Source organism: Sphingobacterium sp. UBA5639, from assembly GCF_002421245.1.
Taxonomy (GTDB): domain Bacteria; phylum Bacteroidota; class Bacteroidia; order Sphingobacteriales; family Sphingobacteriaceae; genus Sphingobacterium; species Sphingobacterium multivorum.
Window position 1 is genome coordinate 121,973 of the sequence record NZ_DIJR01000031.1, and the last position, 18,889, is coordinate 140,861.

At 39.7% G+C, this 18,889-nt stretch carries 14 protein-coding genes and 1 tRNA gene; 4 read left to right on the forward strand and 11 right to left on the reverse strand.

Annotation, left to right across the window (positions count from 1 at the left end; translation table 11 throughout):
* Genes B4Z90_RS20105 through mraZ form a run of 5 tightly spaced genes read right to left on the reverse strand, consistent with a single transcriptional unit; the run spans position 1 to position 5,397 of the window.
* Positions 1 to 1,461, reverse strand: coding sequence for a UDP-N-acetylmuramoyl-L-alanyl-D-glutamate--2,6-diaminopimelate ligase (locus tag B4Z90_RS20105; protein WP_286803139.1), 1,461 nt, complete (start codon positions 1,459 to 1,461; stop codon positions 1 to 3).
* Positions 1,462 to 3,579, reverse strand: coding sequence for a penicillin-binding protein (locus tag B4Z90_RS20110; RefSeq protein WP_112373654.1), 2,118 nt, complete (start codon positions 3,577 to 3,579; stop codon positions 1,462 to 1,464).
* 8 nt (positions 3,580 to 3,587) lie between these two features.
* Positions 3,588 to 4,001, reverse strand: coding sequence for an FtsL-like putative cell division protein (locus B4Z90_RS20115; RefSeq protein ID WP_112373655.1), 414 nt, complete (start codon positions 3,999 to 4,001; stop codon positions 3,588 to 3,590).
* A gap of 15 nt (positions 4,002 to 4,016) precedes the next feature.
* Positions 4,017 to 4,931 (reverse strand): 16S rRNA (cytosine(1402)-N(4))-methyltransferase RsmH, encoded by a 915-nt coding sequence (gene rsmH, locus B4Z90_RS20120; RefSeq protein WP_070564933.1) that lies wholly within the window; start codon positions 4,929 to 4,931, stop codon positions 4,017 to 4,019.
* Between the two features lie 4 nt (positions 4,932 to 4,935).
* A complete protein-coding gene (mraZ, locus tag B4Z90_RS20125) occupies positions 4,936 to 5,397 on the reverse strand; it encodes a division/cell wall cluster transcriptional repressor MraZ (RefSeq protein WP_070564930.1) in 462 nt (153 codons plus the stop codon).
* A gap of 435 nt (positions 5,398 to 5,832) precedes the next feature.
* On the opposite strand from mraZ, the gene aspS reads away from it, so the two are divergent.
* Both aspS and B4Z90_RS20135 read left to right on the forward strand, forming a co-directional pair.
* Positions 5,833 to 7,584 (forward strand): aspartate--tRNA ligase, encoded by a 1,752-nt coding sequence (gene aspS / locus B4Z90_RS20130; RefSeq protein ID WP_286803140.1) that lies wholly within the window; start codon positions 5,833 to 5,835, stop codon positions 7,582 to 7,584.
* Positions 7,585 to 7,681: 97 nt separating this feature from the next.
* On the forward strand, positions 7,682 to 9,070 hold the full coding sequence (locus B4Z90_RS20135; RefSeq protein ID WP_112373656.1) for a LutB/LldF family L-lactate oxidation iron-sulfur protein: 1,389 nt from the start codon (positions 7,682 to 7,684) through the stop codon (positions 9,068 to 9,070).
* Between the two features lie 83 nt (positions 9,071 to 9,153).
* Here B4Z90_RS20135 and B4Z90_RS20140 read toward each other — a convergent pair whose 3' ends face one another.
* Both B4Z90_RS20140 and B4Z90_RS20145 read right to left on the reverse strand, forming a co-directional pair.
* Positions 9,154 to 9,690 carry a hypothetical protein gene (locus B4Z90_RS20140; RefSeq protein ID WP_286767028.1) on the reverse strand — a complete coding sequence of 179 codons (537 nt, stop codon included), beginning with the start codon at positions 9,688 to 9,690 and terminating at the stop codon, positions 9,154 to 9,156.
* A 100-nt stretch (positions 9,691 to 9,790) separates the two neighbouring features.
* On the reverse strand, positions 9,791 to 10,699 hold the full coding sequence (locus tag B4Z90_RS20145; RefSeq protein WP_112373659.1) for an energy transducer TonB: 909 nt from the start codon (positions 10,697 to 10,699) through the stop codon (positions 9,791 to 9,793).
* Between the two features lie 72 nt (positions 10,700 to 10,771).
* Between B4Z90_RS20145 and B4Z90_RS20150 the strand changes: the two genes are divergently transcribed.
* A complete protein-coding gene (locus B4Z90_RS20150; RefSeq protein ID WP_070564915.1) occupies positions 10,772 to 11,593 on the forward strand; it encodes a hypothetical protein in 822 nt (273 codons plus the stop codon).
* 67 nt (positions 11,594 to 11,660) lie between these two features.
* On the opposite strand, the gene tsaD is transcribed toward B4Z90_RS20150, so the two are convergent.
* Positions 11,661 to 12,662 carry a tRNA (adenosine(37)-N6)-threonylcarbamoyltransferase complex transferase subunit TsaD gene (tsaD, locus tag B4Z90_RS20155; RefSeq protein ID WP_046673959.1) on the reverse strand — a complete coding sequence of 334 codons (1,002 nt, stop codon included), beginning with the start codon at positions 12,660 to 12,662 and terminating at the stop codon, positions 11,661 to 11,663.
* A gap of 52 nt (positions 12,663 to 12,714) precedes the next feature.
* Between tsaD and B4Z90_RS20160 the strand changes: the two genes are divergently transcribed.
* On the forward strand, positions 12,715 to 17,094 hold the full coding sequence (locus tag B4Z90_RS20160) for a translocation/assembly module TamB domain-containing protein (protein WP_286803144.1): 4,380 nt from the start codon (positions 12,715 to 12,717) through the stop codon (positions 17,092 to 17,094).
* Here B4Z90_RS20160 and B4Z90_RS20165 read toward each other — a convergent pair.
* The 3 genes from B4Z90_RS20165 to B4Z90_RS20175 all read right to left on the reverse strand — a co-directional run bounded on the left by B4Z90_RS20165 (position 17,087) and on the right by B4Z90_RS20175 (position 18,855).
* Positions 17,087 to 17,245 carry a hypothetical protein gene (locus B4Z90_RS20165; RefSeq protein ID WP_286803147.1) on the reverse strand — a complete coding sequence of 53 codons (159 nt, stop codon included), beginning with the start codon at positions 17,243 to 17,245 and terminating at the stop codon, positions 17,087 to 17,089. The two genes, B4Z90_RS20160 and B4Z90_RS20165, sit on opposite strands and share 8 nt — an antisense overlap.
* A gap of 134 nt (positions 17,246 to 17,379) precedes the next feature.
* Positions 17,380 to 18,705, reverse strand: coding sequence for a trigger factor (locus B4Z90_RS20170; protein WP_046673958.1), 1,326 nt, complete (start codon positions 18,703 to 18,705; stop codon positions 17,380 to 17,382).
* 68 nt (positions 18,706 to 18,773) lie between these two features.
* A tRNA-Leu gene (locus tag B4Z90_RS20175) sits at positions 18,774 to 18,855 on the reverse strand.
* Positions 18,856 to 18,889: the final 34 nt, after the last annotated feature.

The window sequence follows — 18,889 nt, forward strand, 5'->3', positions numbered from 1 at the left end:
CTATTGTTCGTTAAATGTATTCTCTAAAATTTCTTTATCATCAAAATGATGTTTTACACCATTTATATCTTGATATTTCTCATGCCCTTTTCCTGCAACCAGGATAATATCCCCAGGATTAGCCAGCTGATATGCTGTCCTTATCGCTTCCTTACGATCAGCTATAGAAAGCGTCTTCGCCTTTTGGTCTGCTGCTACACCGGCTTCAATATCTTTAATAATCTGATAAGGATCTTCTGTACGCGGATTGTCGGACGTAATCAAAAATCGATCACTATAACGCAGAGCCGCTTCAGCCATTTCAGGTCGTTTAGTTTTGTCCCGATCGCCTCCGCACCCCAATACGGTAATAATTTTTTGTTCTGGACGTCGCAATGAACTTATGGTCTTCAATACATTTTCAACTGCGTCAGGAGTATGCGCATAGTCCACAATTCCAAAAACACCAGAAGTCGATTTCATCGTTTCAAACCGCCCCTCTGCCCCCTTCAAGGTACTGAGTGCGGTCAATACTTTCACCGTTTCCTGCTCAAGCAAGATAGCGGCACCATAAACCGCCAAAAGGTTATATGCGTTGAAATCGCCGATCAATTTTACCCATACTTCCTGTCCATCAACACTCATCAACATACCATCGAAATGGCTTTCGATCACCTTTGCTTTAAAATCCGCTCCAGAACGTAAGCCATAGCTTTTCCGATGTGCCACTGTATTTTGAAGCATGACCTGACCATTTCTATCGTCAGCATTCGTCAAAGCAAAAGCATTCGCATCCAGATCGTCAAAAAACTTCTTTTTCGCTTTAATATAGTTATCAAAAGTTTTATGGAAATCCAGGTGATCATGCGTAATGTTCGTGAATATTGCACCCGCAAACACCAAGCCTGCAATACGTTCCTGAACGACAGCATGCGAACTAACCTCCATAAACGCATAATCACAGCCATCATCAACCATATCCCGTAACAATTTATTCAATTGAATAGGGTCTGGTGTTGTATGCGTTGCTGGTATAATCTTTGTTCCAATTTGGTTTTGCACCGTAGATAATAAGCCTACGTGGTAGCCTAGCTCAGTAAACAGCTGAAACAACAATGTGGCTACTGTCGTTTTACCATTCGTACCGGTCACCCCAACAAGTTTCAACTGCTCAGCAGGATTTTCGTAGAAATTAGCCGCAGCAACCCCTAAAGCATAAGCAGAATCAGCCACCAAGATATAAGCGACAGAGTCTAACGTCTCTTTGGGCAACTCCTCTACAATAACGGCTCTTGCTCCCGAGGTAATTGCCTTGTCTACAAACAAGTGACCATCTGTTTGAACACCCCGCACTGCGATAAACAAACTTCCCAACTCCACTTTTCTGGAATCAAAGCACAAAGAGTGCACATCGACCTCTTCGAGGTTCCCTACAACCTGCTGTACAGGGATAGCATGCAATACTTTTTTTAAATCCATCATTTACTTAAGTTCTAAATTTATCGCCGTTCCAAAAGGCAGTTTCTGCCCCGCAGCTAACGACTGTATTCCAACTCTTCCTTTTCCCGTCACGTGCGCCTTAAATCCGGCATTCTCCACAACATATAAAGCATCCATCAAACCCATGCCAACCACATTCGGAACAATTCCTTCTTTATATTTTAAATCCATAAATGGCACGCCTCGTGTAGAGGTATCCACCTCTCCCCGGGCAATTGTATCCCAATTCACGGTATTAATTCCCAACCTATCGTACACTTTTTTACTAGCTTCCTTCGAACCCTGCAAAGTCAATGGCATTCTTCCGCCTACATTGACCGCTTTAAACGTCTTTTTCCCCTCCATTTCCATATCGTTTGCATATACCATGTCTGCAAGCTCTTTAAACACGGGCCCTGCAATCGATGCACCATAGTATCCATTTCTCGGGTTACGGATTACCACAATAATGGAATATTTTGGATCTTCCGCAGGAAAATACCCCGCGAATGAAGATTGATATCGTCTGGCACCGTATCCTCTCGAACCATCAGCCATCTGTGCTGTACCTGTTTTACCACCAGAGCTATATAACGGACTAGCAACACTTCTACCTGTTCCTTCAGTCATAACACCTTCCATCATTCCCCTCACCTCTGCTAAAGCATGATCCGAAGCGATCTTTTCGTTAATCACTTTCGCTTGAAACGTTTGAATAGTATTTCCTAAATGCCGAATTTCCTTAACAAATAGCGGCGCTATCAACTTTCCGTTATTTGCGACAGCATTATAAAATGTCAACGTTTGCAATGGTGTAATTTTCATTTCATAGCCGTAAGCCATCTGTACCAACGATAACCCACTCCAGCTTTTGCTTTTCGACGTTTTCACCAAAGGCACACCTTCCCCCGGAATCTGTAGATCGAGCGTCTTACCAAAACCAAAAGAATGTAGCTTTGATGTAAACTGATCCGGGTTATCTTTATAGGCTTGATATACAAACTTCGTAACACCCACATTCGACGACTCCTCAAAAGCCCTTTTCGCTGAAATTATAGACTTCTTAGGCGCATGTGAATCACGAATCGTATGCTTATAAATTGGCCAGTTACCATTACCAATATTCACAGTTGTACTCGAGTCTATTTTCTTATCATCAATCAAAGCCAGATAAGAAGCTAACTTAAATGTTGAACCTGGATCTGCACTTTGTGCTATTGCAAGATTGAACTTTTCACGGTAGACTCCGTCTTTATCGCGCATAAAATTAGCCACCGCACGCACCTCGCCTGTTTTCACCTCCATCATCACAACACAGCCCTCATCCGCATTACTCGTAATCATCTGCTTCTCCAGAGCCCTTTGCGCCATATCCTGCATATTCACATCAATAGTAGAGATAATATCAGACCCATCAACCGGGGCAACCTCAATATCTTTGTTAACAGGAATCCATACCCCACCAGCAATACGCTGCATTAACCTCTTTCCGCTTCTTCCGTCGATATATTCGCCATATGCCCCTTCCAAACCAACATGAATATTTTCTTTCACATTTTTATAACCGATGGTTCTCGCAGCGAGATTGACAAAAGGTAAAATACGCTTATTCTGCCTATCTGTAATCAAACAACTTGGAAAACGTTCTTTATTGACACGGGCAGATTTAAGTAAAGGGAATTGTTTTACCCGCTTTAAATCTTGGTGCGACACATTACGTTTGAGCAACAAGTAGCGCTGCTTTTTATTCCGTGCCTGTTTTAATAATGTCAAATACTGCCGAGATGATTTATCTTTAAAAAAATCAGCAAGTTTAATAGCCAAGGAGTCAACTTTCAAATTGAAATACTCTTCATCTTCTTCGGGAATCGCCATTGCATCAAAACGAAGCTCATATTCAGGCACCGAAGTAGCCAATAAGCTTCCGTCATTTGAATAAATATTACCACGAGCAGCTTCCACCTCCCGTTCCTGAATAGAAAGGCTATCCGCTAAAGCTTTCCAATGCTCTCCATCGACATACTGCAACTTGGCCATTTTTCCAAATACCAAAAACGCAAGTAGTACGATAAGCCCAAAAGCAAAATAGACACGCACAAGAATCGTATTTCTGATACTCATAACTCTTCCTATTTATCTTCTTTATTCTCTATAACTTCAACCTTGATCGGTGGTTCCACACGCTCTTTCAACCCCAAAGAATCGACACGTTTGGCAATTTCTGTCTGTGTAGACATTTTCATCAGTTCGGCAGAGAGAGACTTATGATCCCAGCCCAATTCCTTTACCTCTTTACTCACTTTATCGATACTCCGAATAGTTCGCTCTGCAAAATGACGATTGGAAATATACAGTAACATCAGAAAGGCAATAAAAGCTCCGAAAGGCAAGTAATGCAATATTTTATTTAACGAAAGGTCTCCAACGGTAAAAAGCGTTTTAATAAACGCTTCTGTTTCTTCCGCCTTTTCCTCGACAGTTTCTTGCAGTTCCTCCTGAACTTCTTCACTCAATTCTTTCTGTCTTATCGTATTTCTGCTCATCCTCTCGCTCCATTTTTAAGACAAATTCAACTTTTCAGCAATACGCAGTTTCGCACTGCGCGATCTATTATTTATCGCCAACTCTTGTGCAGATGCCGTAATTGCTTTACGGCTCAACACATGAAATGGCTTAATTTCATTTCCAAAAAAATCCTTTTCAACTTCTCCTTTAAACTTACCTTTGGCCATAAAATTCTTAACCAAACGGTCCTCCAAAGAATGATAGGACATCACAGCCAATCGGCCCTCAACACGGAGTACATCAACTGTCTGCAACAAAAATTCCTGCAACGCCTCCAACTCGCGATTCACTTCGATACGAAGAGCCTGAAATACCTGTGCATGGTACTTATGTTCTTTACCCTTTGGAACCATACGTTGAATCACCTCTTTCAATTCAGCAACAGTCTGGATCGGCTGTGACAAACGCGCAGTAACAATTGTTTTCGCAAGCGATTTAGCGTTCATGATTTCACCATACATACCAAAAATACGATGCAGATCCTCCTCCGAATAGGTTGCCAACAGCGACTTTGCATCCAAATCGCCCACCTGATCCATACGCATATCCAAGTCTGCATCAAAGCGAATAGAAAAGCCACGATCCGCAGCATCGAATTGATGCGAAGAAACACCTAGATCTGCTAAAATACCATCTACAGAACGTACACCTTCCAAACGAAGGCTATTCTTTAGAAACCTAAAGTTTTGGTGTATCAACGTAAAACGAGGATCGTCAATTGCATTTTCCAACGCATCCGGATCCTGATCAAAAGCAAACAACTTCCCCTTCGGCCCTAATCTCTTCAGAATCTCTCGAGAATGGCCACCACCACCAAAAGTCACATCCACATAAATACCATCCGGCTTAATAGCCAAAGCATCCATGCATTCTTGTAACATTACCGGAACATGATATACATTCTCCATACGCTTATAGTCCAAAATTAATATCTCCCATTACCTCCGCAGCCAAAGATGATATATCCTCTACACCGCCATCACCCATCAATTCCTCATACCCTTCTTTTGACCAAACCTCAATCTTATTAAACTGACAAGCCAAAACCAGCTCAGTGCTTATTCCTGCAAATTCCAGCAAACTTTTGGGTAACAAAACACGACCCGCAGCATCCAATGTCAATTCCGTAGCGCCACGCGTAAAAGCACGGACAAACGCCCGAACTTTAGGATCGAATTGATTCAATTTCGCCAGTTTAGCCGTCATCAAATCCCACTCTTCTCTTGGATAAAATACAAGATGTTTCTCAAAACCGCGATTCACCACAAGACCATCCCGCTCTACATGAGGCATTTGCCTCTTGAGCGCAGCTGGTAACACCATTCTTCCTTTGGCGTCTAACTTGCATTCGAATTCTCCGATCAACTGAGTCATGTCGTCAATTATCCTATTCTAATTTAAATGTAAAAGTATACACTTTCTCCCACTTTCCCCCACTTTATAACATAAAAAAGTTTTCCACATCAACAAATCGCTACAACAAACAGAAGTCGACTTCAAAAAAAATACATGTAAAACCTTATTTACAAGCAGTTAAAAGCCAATTTTCCTGAAAAATAAGCTACTACGCCAGAAGTGATTTTTCACTCGTTTTTTTATCAAAATCAGCAATGAATTGTAAAAATTTCCTCTTTAGAAATTTAATTTTAGCCAATTTTTGTCCCAAAAGGGGGCAAAGTGGGAGGAGTCAAAAACAGAAACAAAAGATGTGGCAGAAAGTGGGAGAAGGCTCCTCAAATAACCTGAACAGAATTCGTTATTGTCGAGTAAAACCAATAATTTTGCGTCAAATATAATTTTCATAACGATATGCACAGAACACACACTTGTGGAGAATTAACACTAGCTGACTTAGGGAAAACGGTTACCCTAAGTGGATGGGTTCAAAAATCGCGCGATTTGGGCGGTATGACTTTCATCGATGTTAGAGACCGATATGGTATCACACAATTAACGTTCAATGCAGATGATGATGCGTCCTTGCGCGCAAGTGCCCGTGAGCTTGGAAGAGAATATGTCATCAAGGTAACTGGAGAAGTTATCGAACGCTCTAATAAAAATGCTAAAATCTCCACTGGAGATATTGAAATCAAGGTTTCAAATCTTGAAATATTAAATGCCGCTAAATTACCTCCTTTTACAATAGAAGATGAAACAGATGGTGGTGATGATATCAGAATGAAGTTCAGATACCTGGATTTACGTCGTAATCCTGTACGTGAGAACCTAATTTTACGTCATAAGACCTCTCAAGAGGTGCGCCGTTATCTTGACTCCCAAAACTTCCTGGAAGTAGAAACCCCCTATCTGATCAAATCAACTCCAGAGGGAGCACGCGACTTTGTCGTACCTTCCCGTATGAATCCTGGAGAATTTTATGCGTTACCACAATCCCCACAAACCTTCAAACAATTATTGATGGTTTCAGGTTTTGATCGCTATTTCCAAATTGTAAAATGTTTCCGTGATGAAGATTTGCGTGCAGACCGTCAACCAGAGTTCACGCAAATAGACTGTGAAATGTCTTTTGTAGAACAGGAAGATGTGTTAAATATCTTTGAAGGTCTTGCAAAACATATCTTCAAAACAATCAAGGGAATTGACCTAGGTACCGTTCCACGTATGACTTACGCAGACGCGATGCGCCTATATGGATCAGACAAACCAGATATCCGTTTTGGAATGCAGTTTGTCGAACTAAACGACGTTGCCAAAGGAAAAGGTTTCCCTGTATTTGATGCAGTGGAGCTAGTGGTTGGTATCAATGCGGAAAATTGTGCGCATTACACCAGAAAACAACTGGATGCATTGACAGATTTTATCAAGCGTCCACAGATTGGCGCAACAGGCTTGGTATATGCGCGTGTGAATGAAGACGGTTCAGTGAAGTCGTCCGTTGATAAATTTTTCACACCAGAACAACTGTCGGCAATTGCAGAAGCGTTCCACGCGAAACCTGGCGACCTATTGTTAATTATGGCTGGTGGAACAGACAAAGTTCGCAAACAACTCAATGAATTACGCCTTGAAGTTGCGTCACAACTTGGTTTCCGCAACAAAGAAACCTTTGCTCCATTATGGGTTGTTGATTTTCCACTATTGGAATGGGACGAAGAAAGTGGCCGTTTCCATGCCATGCATCATCCATTCACATCTCCAAAACCGGAAGACATCCCACTTTTAGATACCAATCCTGGAGAAGTAAGGGCAAATGCCTATGACTTTGTTTTAAACGGTGTAGAAGTAGGCGGTGGATCAATCCGTATCCATGACAGAGACCTTCAATCGCTCATGTTCAAACATTTGGGATTCAGTCCTGAAGAAGCAAAAAAACAATTTGGATTCCTGATGGAAGCCTTTACCTATGGGGCTCCCCCACACGGCGGATTGGCTTTTGGCTTTGACCGACTCGTATCCTTATTGGCAGGTTTAGATTCCATCCGCGACGTGATTGCCTTCCCAAAAAACAACTCGGGAAGAGATGTTATGATTGACGCACCGTCAACCATTCACCAAGAGCAACTGGACGAGCTAAGCTTAAATATTGCGATAAAAGCATAAATTATTTAACTCGATTTTCGAGAAACAATTTATTAACAGTATATTTAAAAGTTGGTAATTTTTACCAACTTTTTTTTGTGAAAAATTAGCAGATTAGATGACAGAGAGTACCGCTAATACGTTTATTAAGGAAAGTGCGCAAAAAGCATTTGACACCAAACACCGCGATATTATCAATTACAATATCGACAAATACAGCATGGCTTTCGAAAAAGGCAAGAGCAAATTTGCGGACCTTGAAAATAGTAAGATAAAAGCGAACCTGATCAAATGGAAGGTCATGGAAAATCTCGATCGCTATTTGTTGCAATTTGAAGCAAACTTCACGGCTCGAGGCGGAAAAGTAATCTGGGCCAATGATGCTACGGAAGCCTTGGACGAAATCTATTCGATCATTGCACGTAAAAAAGCAAAATCTGTCGTAAAGTCAAAATCGATGGCGACAGAAGAGATCGAGCTTAATCATTTTCTGGCCTCCAAAAATATTGAAGCCATAGAAACTGATCTTGGCGAGTATATCATCCAGCTGCTGGATCAAAAGCCCTATCATTTTGTTACACCGGCTATGCATTTGAGCCTGGAAGATATTGCCAAGCTTTTTCACGAGAAATTTGACACACCACTAGATGCATCTGCGGAGCAACTTACAATGAAGGCCCGTGAATTACTTCGAGATCGTTACCTATCGGCAGAAATTGGGATTACTGGAGCCAATTTCTTAATTGCCGAAACTGGAAGTATAGCAATTACCGAAAATGAAGGAAACGCCCGATTGACATCGACCTTCCCCAAAACACATATCGCCGTCGTTGGAATAGAAAAAATCATTCCCAATGTACAAGATTTAGAAGTCTTTTGGCCACTCCTGTCCACACATGGCACGGGTCAAAATCTAACAGTATACAATACGCTACTCACTGGGCCAAAACAGCCTTATGAATCAGATGGGCCCGAAGAAATGTATGTTATACTGCTTGACAATGGCCGCAGCAAGCTCTTAGCGCAAAAAGAACAACGTCAGGGTTTGTACTGCATTCGTTGCGGAGCCTGTTTAAATGTATGCCCAATCTACCAGAACATCGGTGGACATACCTATGAAACGACTTATCAGGGCCCAATTGGATCGCTCATATCGCCACATTTAAATGGCATGAAGGAATTCAAACACCTGAGCTACGCCTCCACACTCTGCGGAAAATGCACCGAGGTCTGCCCCGTGGGTATTGACATACAGCGCATGCTTCTCGTTAACAGAAAAGATTCAGTTGATCAGGGTCTGGCAACAAAAACGGAACAAAAAGTCTGGCAGTGGTTCACCTACGGGATAATGCGAAGAAAACTGATTGATTTCTTTGGCGGAAAATTCAAGAATTTCTTCCTCAAGAAATTCTTTCAGAAAACCTGGGGAGATCAACGAGAGCTACCCAAATTGGCCGATAAATCTTTCTCTAAACAATGGAAAGAACATCAAAAAAATAAAGAATAACAAAAAAGAAAGAGGGAACCAATGGTTCCCTCCTCTACTAACACTCACCACTATTTAATATGAAAACTATCCTTGTTTAATTGTTATGAAGCTTTTACTTCAGCATCATTTGTTTTATTCACTTCTCCTTTTCTAAAGTCCTTTCTTTTCAGCTGTCTGTCTCTTTTCCAATGTTCTTTGTGCATTTTACGATTTTCAGCATAGGAATCCTTTAACGTTTTTTGTTGCTCTGGAGTTAACATTCCCATCATTTTTTCATGTTCTGCCACACGTTGTTTTTTCACTTTTGCTCGATATTCTTTGCGTTCAGCAGCTAATTTCTGATGGTCCTTTGCTTGCTTCAAATTAAAAGCATAGATATCTTTACGCTGTTTATCTGTAAATTTCAACTTTTGATCCATGCGATCAGTTTTCATTTTAGCAACTTCCTCTGGAGTTTTATTTTTAAAACTATCGTGCATTCTTCCTGTTTTATGTTTATGCATAGAAGCTTGCACTTCTTTCATTTCTGGTTTAACATCTTTTTTTTCTTGAGCGAAACCGGCTAACATCAATCCAGATAGCGCCAAACTTAACATCAACTTTTTCATTTCTTTATTTTTTATAAAACCAACAATCATTCTTTTTAATAAGTACTCATTTTCAACTTATTTATCAGTAAGAGTCGTCTCGGCTATCGAAAGTTTAATTGATGATCTGTTAAATAAAGTTAAGAAGCATTTATTGGGAGACAGCACTTAAACGAATCGGTAAAGTATACGCTACACGTACTTTAAGCCCGTTTTGCACTCCTGGTTTCCATTTTTTCGCTTTCTTCAATAAGTTTATAGCAGCATCTCCCGTACCAAATTTCATATCACGTTTAACAGCAATATCTGTCAGTGATCCATCTTTCTCAACGACAAAAGAAACCTCTATAACACCCGAAACTCCTTGGTCTAAGGCCTGTTGTGGAAAGTTGTAATTCTCGGCGATCCACTTCATAAAAGCAGGCAGTCCCCCCACAGGTGTTGGCATAATTTCTACTGATGTAAATGTATTGTTAGCATTATCATCAGTTCCGCCTCCCGATAATGAACCATCTTTATAACCAGTAATATCACCATCTCTTTTTGAAGAACCAAATTCACCGCGCGCAATATATGTCCCCGATGGACTTGCTTTCAATGTGATCCTTGAGGTCATTGTATTGGGGTTTTTCAACTCATCCTGACTCACAAGCTCTTCGGTAACTCTGCTCGCTGCGGTCACTTTTATATCGGGCATCCGAACCAAATCAAATTTGGATACATCTTGGGCAACCTGCTGCGGGGCTTTTTCCTGCATCATAACAGGTTCTTCAGGAACCTCCTCTTTTTCCTCCACCTTCTTTTGAATTTCTTCCAGCATGTCGGGTCCAATATCTCGTACTTCATAAATCACGGCCGGAACAGTTTGCTTAAAATATTTATTATATGTATAGGATCCTGCAATCAGCAAAACTGCAAAAGAAACAACAATTCCTAACCCCATATTTGTTGCTCTATCAGAGAGATTTCGCAACTCGTAAGCACCGTACATTTTGTTGCGACCAGCAAAAATAACGTCCAGCCATTCTTTGCGGTAGATATTCAATTTAGAGTTCATCATAACATTAAAGTTTAAATCTTTTCATTATGATGAGCGAAAGCCTTATATTTCACAAAAAAATTCAAAATACTTATGAAGTCACTTTTTTCAGCTATTTTTCTACTTACATTGTATGCTTGCGGGAACAATCAAAATCAATCCAAAACTGCAATCAAGCACGAAAACAAGGAAAAGACTATTTCGCCATATTTTGGTTTTTTAAACCAACAAAAAGATTCGCTTATCGCTTTACCTATGGATCAAGCGATGGAAGGACCTGAAAAATACAACTATGTGATTGTGGAAAATCAGGTAAGCCCGCTAGAATTTGTTCAGAATAAAATGGACAACAAAGAGAGTAACGGAAGACAGACCGCCCAGAACTTTGCGAATAGTGAAGGTTCGTTATTTAAAATTAGTGACGCGATCAAGTCTGGCGAATTTGGTATGCTTGTCAACAAAGCTTTTATAGATCAGTATAAAATTGAGAAGTTTACAAAAGTTCAAAAAGAAACTTCTCCAGAGATTAAGGAGCAGCTTGAAAAGAAATACAATAGGAAGATTAATAAAAGTACGACAGTTGCGATCCTCAGTGATCAGTCCGAGTTTAATCTTACGGTGTTTGAAAATCAACAAGACTCTGCTTTAGCTGTATTTTCCTACGCAAAGGACGAACAGCTGATCAATTTGGATTTCCCGGCTTTATACGATGATATCAGCACTTGGCGTGTTGATGATGGCGGTCAGTTTGACAACGAGGCTTTTCAGATACTAACCATATTGCGTTCTGAGCAAGGAATTAGTTTTATCAGCATTTTTTGGGGTGCTGAGGGTTATGAACTGAACTTTTACCAGCCAAAGAAAAATTTATTTACCTCTGCGGCACAAGCCTATGGGTACAGTTCCCCCTTATAAATAAACAAGTTTAAGTTTCCCCGGCACCGAAGGACAGTGTCCGGGGAAACTCATATACCCGTATTAACTACAGATGCATCCTAGCCATAGGAGCAACGTCCTGACCAACGAAATCTTTCTTTAAAAACTTGTGATAACCTGCAATAGCAATCATCGCTGCATTATCGGTACAATATTCAAATTTTGGGATAAACACCCTCCAATTGTATTTCTCGCCCATTTCAATTAAGCTTTGCCTCAGGCCAGAGTTCGCCGAAACGCCACCCGCGATAGCAATATCCTTAACACCAGTTTCCTTTGCTGCTTTCTTCAATTTATTTAGTAGGATTGATACAATACGCGATTGTACACTAGCACATAAGTCGGCCATATGGTGTGTCAGAAAATCTGGGTTCTGCTTCAATTGATCTTGAACCAAATACAATATCGCAGTTTTCAATCCTGAAAAACTAAAATTAAGACCTGGAATCTGTGGTTCGGGCAGCTTATAAGCGGCTGAATTACCTTCTCTTGCAAATTTATCGATAAGCGGTCCACCGGGATAAGGTAGATTCAGGATTTTAGCTGTTTTATCAAAAGCCTCCCCTGCCGCGTCATCCAATGTTTCTCCCAAAAGTTCCATTTCAAAATAATCTTTCACCAATACAATTTGCGTATGACCACCAGAAACAGTAAGACATAAAAACGGAAAATTCGGCTTCGGATCCTCAATAAAATGAGCCAGGATATGCGCCTGCATATGATTTATGTCAATTAAAGGGATATTCTGTGCAAGTGCAAATGATTTTGCAAATGATGTTCCAACCAAAAGTGCACCTAATAATCCAGGCCCCCGCGTAAAACTCACTGCATCTATTTGATTTTTGCTTACTTTTGCTTGGCGAATGGCTTCTTCCACTGTTGGAATAATATTTTGTTGATGAGCACGTGAAGCAAGCTCGGGAATCACTCCACCATATTTTGCGTGGATTGCCTGAGTTGCAATAACATTTGAATGAATTTCACCGTTAATACAGATAGAAGCGGAGGTTTCATCACAAGAGGATTCAATCCCTAAAATAATAGCCATAGCTTGAGGTAATAAATTTTAATACAAAAGTATCAAAAAAATAATTAAAATAGTGTCAATAGTCCTTGGTAGTATATTCATTATACTGCTTGCATTGGCGTTATCACTACAGTTGAAACCGGTACAAAATTATGTTGCCCAAAAAGCTGTCGACTATTTATCCAACGAACTAAACACTAAAATAAGCCTCAAAAGCATCTATTTCAAACCTTTTAAATCTATTGTAGTAGAAGATTTTCAACTCTATAGTCCACAAGGAAAAGAAATATTAAAATCAGGAAGGTTAGAAGCCAACGTCAACCTTTCTCAATTCATTGAATTGAACAAAATTGTGATCAACAAACTAACCATTGAAGATACCGAAGCCACTTTTGAGCAATTTCAGGACAGCTCCAATATCTCATTTTTAATCCGTTACTTTAACCCACCTAAAAAAGAAAAAAAGAAAAGTTCAAAAAAAATCATCTTCGATATAAAGGAACTGATTATTAAGAACAATACATTTAGCTATGTTAATCATAGACGTAAGCATTACAATAAAGTGGTCGATTTTGGAGATTTAGGTATTTCCAAACTTAACGCCCATTTTGATAAGATAAAAATAGATTCCAATCAAATTTCGGCGAACATAAAGACATTCAATCTGCGCGAAAAGAAAGGTCTAGTGATCAAAGGCCTTCTTGGACAAACGACAGTAAGCAAGACAAGCATTGAACTCAGCGAGCTTATGCTAGCCACCAACCGTTCTACATTCAAAAATTACATCAAGCTTAGCTACAACAGCTTTGACGATTTTTCGGACTTCATCAATAAAGTTCATGTAAAACTTCGTGTTTGGGACTCCCGTATTCACTCCGAGGATATTGCTTTCTTTTCCTCTCCTATGCACCAAGTCAAATTTGACGTGAATATCAAGCGCGCAAATTTAGAAGGAACGGTATCTTCCATCAACGCATCACAGGTCGATTTAACAATTGGAAAAAAAACCAGTTTGGCAGGTAAGCTTCAGATTATCGGTCTACCTGATATTGACAAAACTAAATTTATTGTTCCCAGTGTAGTAATTTCATCTGAGCACAAAGACTTAAATGACGTTATTAGCGATCTCGGCAATCTAAAAAATTTTAAACTCCCTGAAATTGTTCAGATATTCGACAAATTTTCATTCAAAGGTAGCCTAAATGGCCTATACAATAAATTTAAGACCAAGGGAGTATTCACGACTGCAATCGGTAATGTTGAAGCGGACGCCTTATTGGATATCCAGAAGGAAATAAAATATGCGGGAAATTTTCAATCTAAAAAGTTCGATGTAGGTAGGATAACAAAACTAAAAGATCTGGGAACTACAGGCTTCAACCTACAGGTTGACGGAACAGGTACCGACCCCAAGAAACTGAGCTTAAAGATAAAAGGAGATCTCAGTAATTTCAATTTCAAGAATTACAGCTATCAACATATACAAATTGAAGGAAATACAGCTAAACAGTTAGTTCTTGCTTCAGGGCAAATATATGATCCAAATTTAAAACTACAGTTTACCACAGATATCGATTGGTCTGTCAAACCCAACTATCACCTGGATGCTGATATCCAACAAGCGAATCTAAAAAAGCTCAACTTCTTTCAGGGGGATTCCATCAATATTATTAACACGAAATTCCACACCAGTTTAATTGGGGACAACATCAATAATGTTACCGGTGAATTTAAATCAGACAGTGTCAATTTCACTTCCTCTAAGGGTCAATTCGTCATCCGCGATATCAATTTCCTTGCCGAAGGAGAAGAAAATGCACGCTCCCTTACCTTGCAGTCGGCTATCGGACACATTGATCTTAAAGGAAGAATAGACCTCAATACAATCGTTCCTTATTTTAAAGCTTTAGCTATGCGCTACGCTCCGGCAATCGGGTTTGAAAACAACATTTTTAATCGCCAGGACTTTGACCTGAATATTAATATAACTTCTTTTAAACCGATCGCAACATTCTTCCGAAAAGACATTGCTCTAGACAGTGGTGCGACGCTCAATGCAAAATTTGAAAGTGAAAAACAAACGGCCAGTTTTAATTTTTACGCACCTGAATTCAAATACAATGGTATTCGACTAACTCACCTGATTGTGGATCAAAATGCCAATTTGAAAAATATGGAATTGCAGACCTCCATCGATCGCATCAATTTTACCGACAGTACCTATATTAAAAACGTCAATATTTCAAACACCTTGGCAAACGACAGTTTACAATTCAACATCAAAATGTCGGAACTTGAAGCGAGCAATAGTCTGGATCTCAATGGCGTTATACGCTTTGCCCATGCCAAACCTGCCTATATCAATTTCTATCCATCGAATATCTTAATCAATAAAGAGCGGTGGCTTGTCAATAATGATGCGCAATTGAAAATATCGAAAGGAAAATGGTACTTTGAAAAACTGACGCTGAGTCATGACGAACAAAAAGTTCATATCGATGGCATCCTGTCAAACGAAGTCAGTGATCAGATCAATCTCAAATTTCAGGACTTTAATCTTACATCCTTAAATGGTATTACCAAGCCACATGGCATCAATCTCTCCGGCAACTTAAACGGAAATATTGAAGTTAATTCTGTATTCAAAGCTGCATTTGTTGTAGCCAATATAAAAACTTCACCTATCCTCTATAACAATATTCCCATCGGCTCACTAGCCCTGAGTGCCAACTACGACCCCGAGAATCAACTGGTAAAACTAGACAGCAAGATAGAGGAAGGAAATAAATTAATTCAGTTACAAGGTTCCTATAACCATTTAAGTGAAAACAATAAGCTTAATCTCAAAGCTAAACTCGTAAACACAGATGTGTTTGTTTTCCAGCCCTTTTTACGAAGCCTGGTATCCAATATTCAGGGCAAGGTCAATGCAGACCTCGATATCGAAGGCGATATCCTGAACCCCAAAATTACAGGTTCCGGAAAATTGGATAATGCTTCGATGGTTATCAATTACCTCAAAACACCCTACCGACTTTCTGACGAAATTGCGGTTACCAATAACCGAATTTTTCTCACAGGGCTAAAAGTATACGATCCCAAAAACAATATAGCAACCATTGATGGCGTTGTAGATCTCAACAAACTGAGTGATCCCGATATCGATGTAACTGCAGAGACGAAGAATTTCCTGGTATTAAATACCACAATAAAGGACAATAATGTATATTATGGCACTGCTTACGCTTCGGGCACTTTTCAGTTTAAAGGACTAACGTCTGCCATGAATATCAATATACGGGCTAAATCCGAAGAAAACACCGTTATTAATATTCCCTTTAATAGTGCCAGTACAATATCAGATACGGACTTTATCTACTTTATTGAGAAAGACTCGACCAAAACAAAGAAAAACGTTAAGAAACGAGATTTCAACGGTCTGACGATGAATATGGACCTCTTGATCAACCCGAATGCAGAAATAAATCTATTCTCCAGTATGGGCGAGTTATCAGGAAGGGGAAATAGCAATCTCAACATGCGGATATCTTCATTGGGAGATTTTGAAATGTTTGGGGATTTTATTATAAACAGCGGAAAATTCAATTTCACCGCTCAAGATTATATCAACAAGATTTTTGATCTCAAAGAAGGCGGAACAGTACGATGGGCGGGAAACCCAACTGAAGCGAACATTAATATCAATGCCATCTACCAACAAAGAACAAGCTTAGCACCGTTGTATAATGCTGCAGGCCGGGAAGAAAACCCTGAACGTGTATTGGCACAGGCCGATATGATCCTAAAAGGGCAGTTAAGTCAGCCGGAAATCACGTTTGACATCAACTTTCCACAAAACCCCGGAGTTAAGGATGAACTGCAGGGATACTTTTCAGATGCCAACAATGTAAATCAACAGGCGCTTAGTCTAATCGTGAGACGAAGTTTTACACCTGGCACACAGACAGACTTTGGTAAAGAAGTCAATAACACTTTGCTATCTGCAGGAACTGAAATAGCATTCAACCAAATCAACAACATCATAGCCCAATCGCTAAACATCAATTTCTTTGATATTAATATCAAATCTTTAAATGACGCATCTGCCTCACTACGTCTATTCAACGACAGACTTGTTTTGACAGGCGGTATCTCCGACCGTAGAAGTCAGGCGCTAACAGATTTGAATGTGTTTTCGGATCGGGTCTCAACCGATGCCGAGGCTATGTTTTATTTAAGAAAGGATGGACGCTTGGTCCTACGTGCTTCCAATCGCCTAAATACACGCAACTTTCTTCTTAGCCCCAATGACGGCGAATATATTAGTGCTTTCGGACTACTCTATCGGCAAGAATTCAACACCTTCTCGGAGTTCTTGAAAAGGCTATTCCCTTTTGGTAAGAAGACGATTACAACAGCTCCTGTTGAAACAAAGAAAAGCAAGGTCAATTAAGCTTGCTGAATAATCCCTTTGCTATTTCAATAGGTCTCTTGCCATTCCAGTAGGCTTCTTTCAATTCTGGCAGTCCACCTTTAATCCCAACCGCATTGCGCCTATTCTGAGCTCCGCCTCGATTCCACCAGTCGACCTTTTCCAGCGTCATATAACTTCCTATACAGGCGATCTGTGGATGAGCTGAACAACTATAAACGAATAGTGTATAATCCGCTACCGGACTGCAATAAAAAAGTCCCTCCAAATAAATGGAAGGACTCTTTTTTTATTTAAAAAATTCGCTTATGCTAATTTCTCAAATTCTTTGTATTCAATGTCCGTAGCATTCAATTTCACTAAACCTTTCAAGTGATCAAATACTTTTAAAGCTTTAGCTTCTTCGAACAAACGATTACCTTGCTCTCTATCTTGCAACAATTGAATTGCAAATTGGTTCAACTGCTCATCAGAAGGTTCTTCGTTGATGTTATACATCTTGATTTGCGCGTAGATACGTTCTTTTGCTAAATTGATAACTTCATCATATTTAACTTCAAGACCATTTTCAGTAACAACGCGGTTTTCGATGATTGTCCATTTCAAGTTGTTCAAGAAGTCAGCAAAACCTTCGTTCAATTCTTCTTCAGAAATGCTTGGGTTAGTTGCTTTCAACCATCTTTTCAAGAATTCTTCAGGGAAAGATACATCAACTTTCTCCATACCAAAAGTATACATATCATTACGTAATCTTTGATCTGAATTTTGTTTGAATAAGTTCTCAACTTCTTCTTTCACTTTTTCTGTGAATTGAGCTTCTTCTGTTACTTCACCTTCTGCGAATAATTTATCGAAAAATTCTTGGTTTAGATCAGCTTCCTCTAAACGGTTGATATTCTTAACAGTCAATTCAAATTTAGTGACGTCTAAAGCAGTTGCTTCCTCTTCAGTGATACCTAAGATACGTGCTAAATCTTCAGTTTTGAATGCTTTTTTAACATCAATCTTAACAACATCGTCCTTTTTAAGACCAACTAATGATTTTTTGATCTTAGCATCTTCTACGATATCTGTGCGGATAGAAGTTGTTTTTTCTAGACCTTCCTCTTTATCTTGTTTCAATGTTGCATATAATACATCACCTTCTTCAGATACTTCTGGATTAGTCATTTTTCCATAGCTACGACGCAAGTTCTTGATACGATCTGCCAATGTCTCTTCATCAGCTTTGATTTCGTACGAAGTAAATTCAGTCTCAGCAGTAAAAGGCAATTCAAAAGCAGGAGCAAGACCAATTTCATATTTGAAGTTGAAATTGTCTTTATAATCCCAGCTGTATTGTGCATCATCTTCCAAAGGAAGTGGTTGACCTAAAACTTCTAATTTATTTTCAGCAATATAATTGGTGATTTTCTCATTCACTAATTTATTGATCTCGTCAAATAAAATAGATTTACCATAAGTACGTCTGATATGTCCCACAGGAACTTGACCTGGACGGAAACCTGGTAATTTTGCTTTTTTAGCTTGCGCTTTAATCTCTTTGTCGACTTGAGGATTATAATCTTCAGGTGCTAATGCGACGTTGACTACCGCATTGATTGCATCTACATTCTCGTGTGAAATATTCATACTCTTTTTAGCTATATCGCATTCATAAAAAAATCCTCCCGAGGTTTTAAGTTCGGGAGGACATCAAGTGCGGAAGAAGGGACTCGAACCCCCACGCCTTGCGGCGCCAGATCCTAAGTCTGGTGCGGCTACCAATTACGCCACTTCCGCATTAGGATTTCTTTTGATGCCACAAAGATAGAAA

Coding starts and splice junctions, on each gene's coding strand:
- rsmH (WP_070564933.1), bottom strand. CDS start 4,931: ATGGAGAATGTATATCATGTTCCGGTAATGTTACAAGAATGCATGGAT.
- tsaD (WP_046673959.1), bottom strand. CDS start 12,662: ATGGCTATTATTTTAGGGATTGAATCCTCTTGTGATGAAACCTCCGCT.
- B4Z90_RS20170 (WP_046673958.1), bottom strand. CDS start 18,705: ATGAATATTTCACACGAGAATGTAGATGCAATCAATGCGGTAGTCAAC.
- B4Z90_RS20135 (WP_112373656.1), top strand. CDS start 7,682: ATGACAGAGAGTACCGCTAATACGTTTATTAAGGAAAGTGCGCAAAAA.
- mraZ (WP_070564930.1), bottom strand. CDS start 5,397: ATGACTCAGTTGATCGGAGAATTCGAATGCAAGTTAGACGCCAAAGGA.
- B4Z90_RS20150 (WP_070564915.1), top strand. CDS start 10,772: ATGAAGTCACTTTTTTCAGCTATTTTTCTACTTACATTGTATGCTTGC.
- B4Z90_RS20110 (WP_112373654.1), bottom strand. CDS start 3,579: ATGAGTATCAGAAATACGATTCTTGTGCGTGTCTATTTTGCTTTTGGG.
- B4Z90_RS20115 (WP_112373655.1), bottom strand. CDS start 4,001: ATGAGCAGAAATACGATAAGACAGAAAGAATTGAGTGAAGAAGTTCAG.
- B4Z90_RS20105 (WP_286803139.1), bottom strand. CDS start 1,461: ATGATGGATTTAAAAAAAGTATTGCATGCTATCCCTGTACAGCAGGTT.
- aspS (WP_286803140.1), top strand. CDS start 5,833: ATGCACAGAACACACACTTGTGGAGAATTAACACTAGCTGACTTAGGG.
- B4Z90_RS20145 (WP_112373659.1), bottom strand. CDS start 10,699: ATGATGAACTCTAAATTGAATATCTACCGCAAAGAATGGCTGGACGTT.
- B4Z90_RS20140 (WP_286767028.1), bottom strand. CDS start 9,690: ATGATTGTTGGTTTTATAAAAAATAAAGAAATGAAAAAGTTGATGTTA.
- B4Z90_RS20165 (WP_286803147.1), bottom strand. CDS start 17,245: ATGACGCTGGAAAAGGTCGACTGGTGGAATCGAGGCGGAGCTCAGAAT.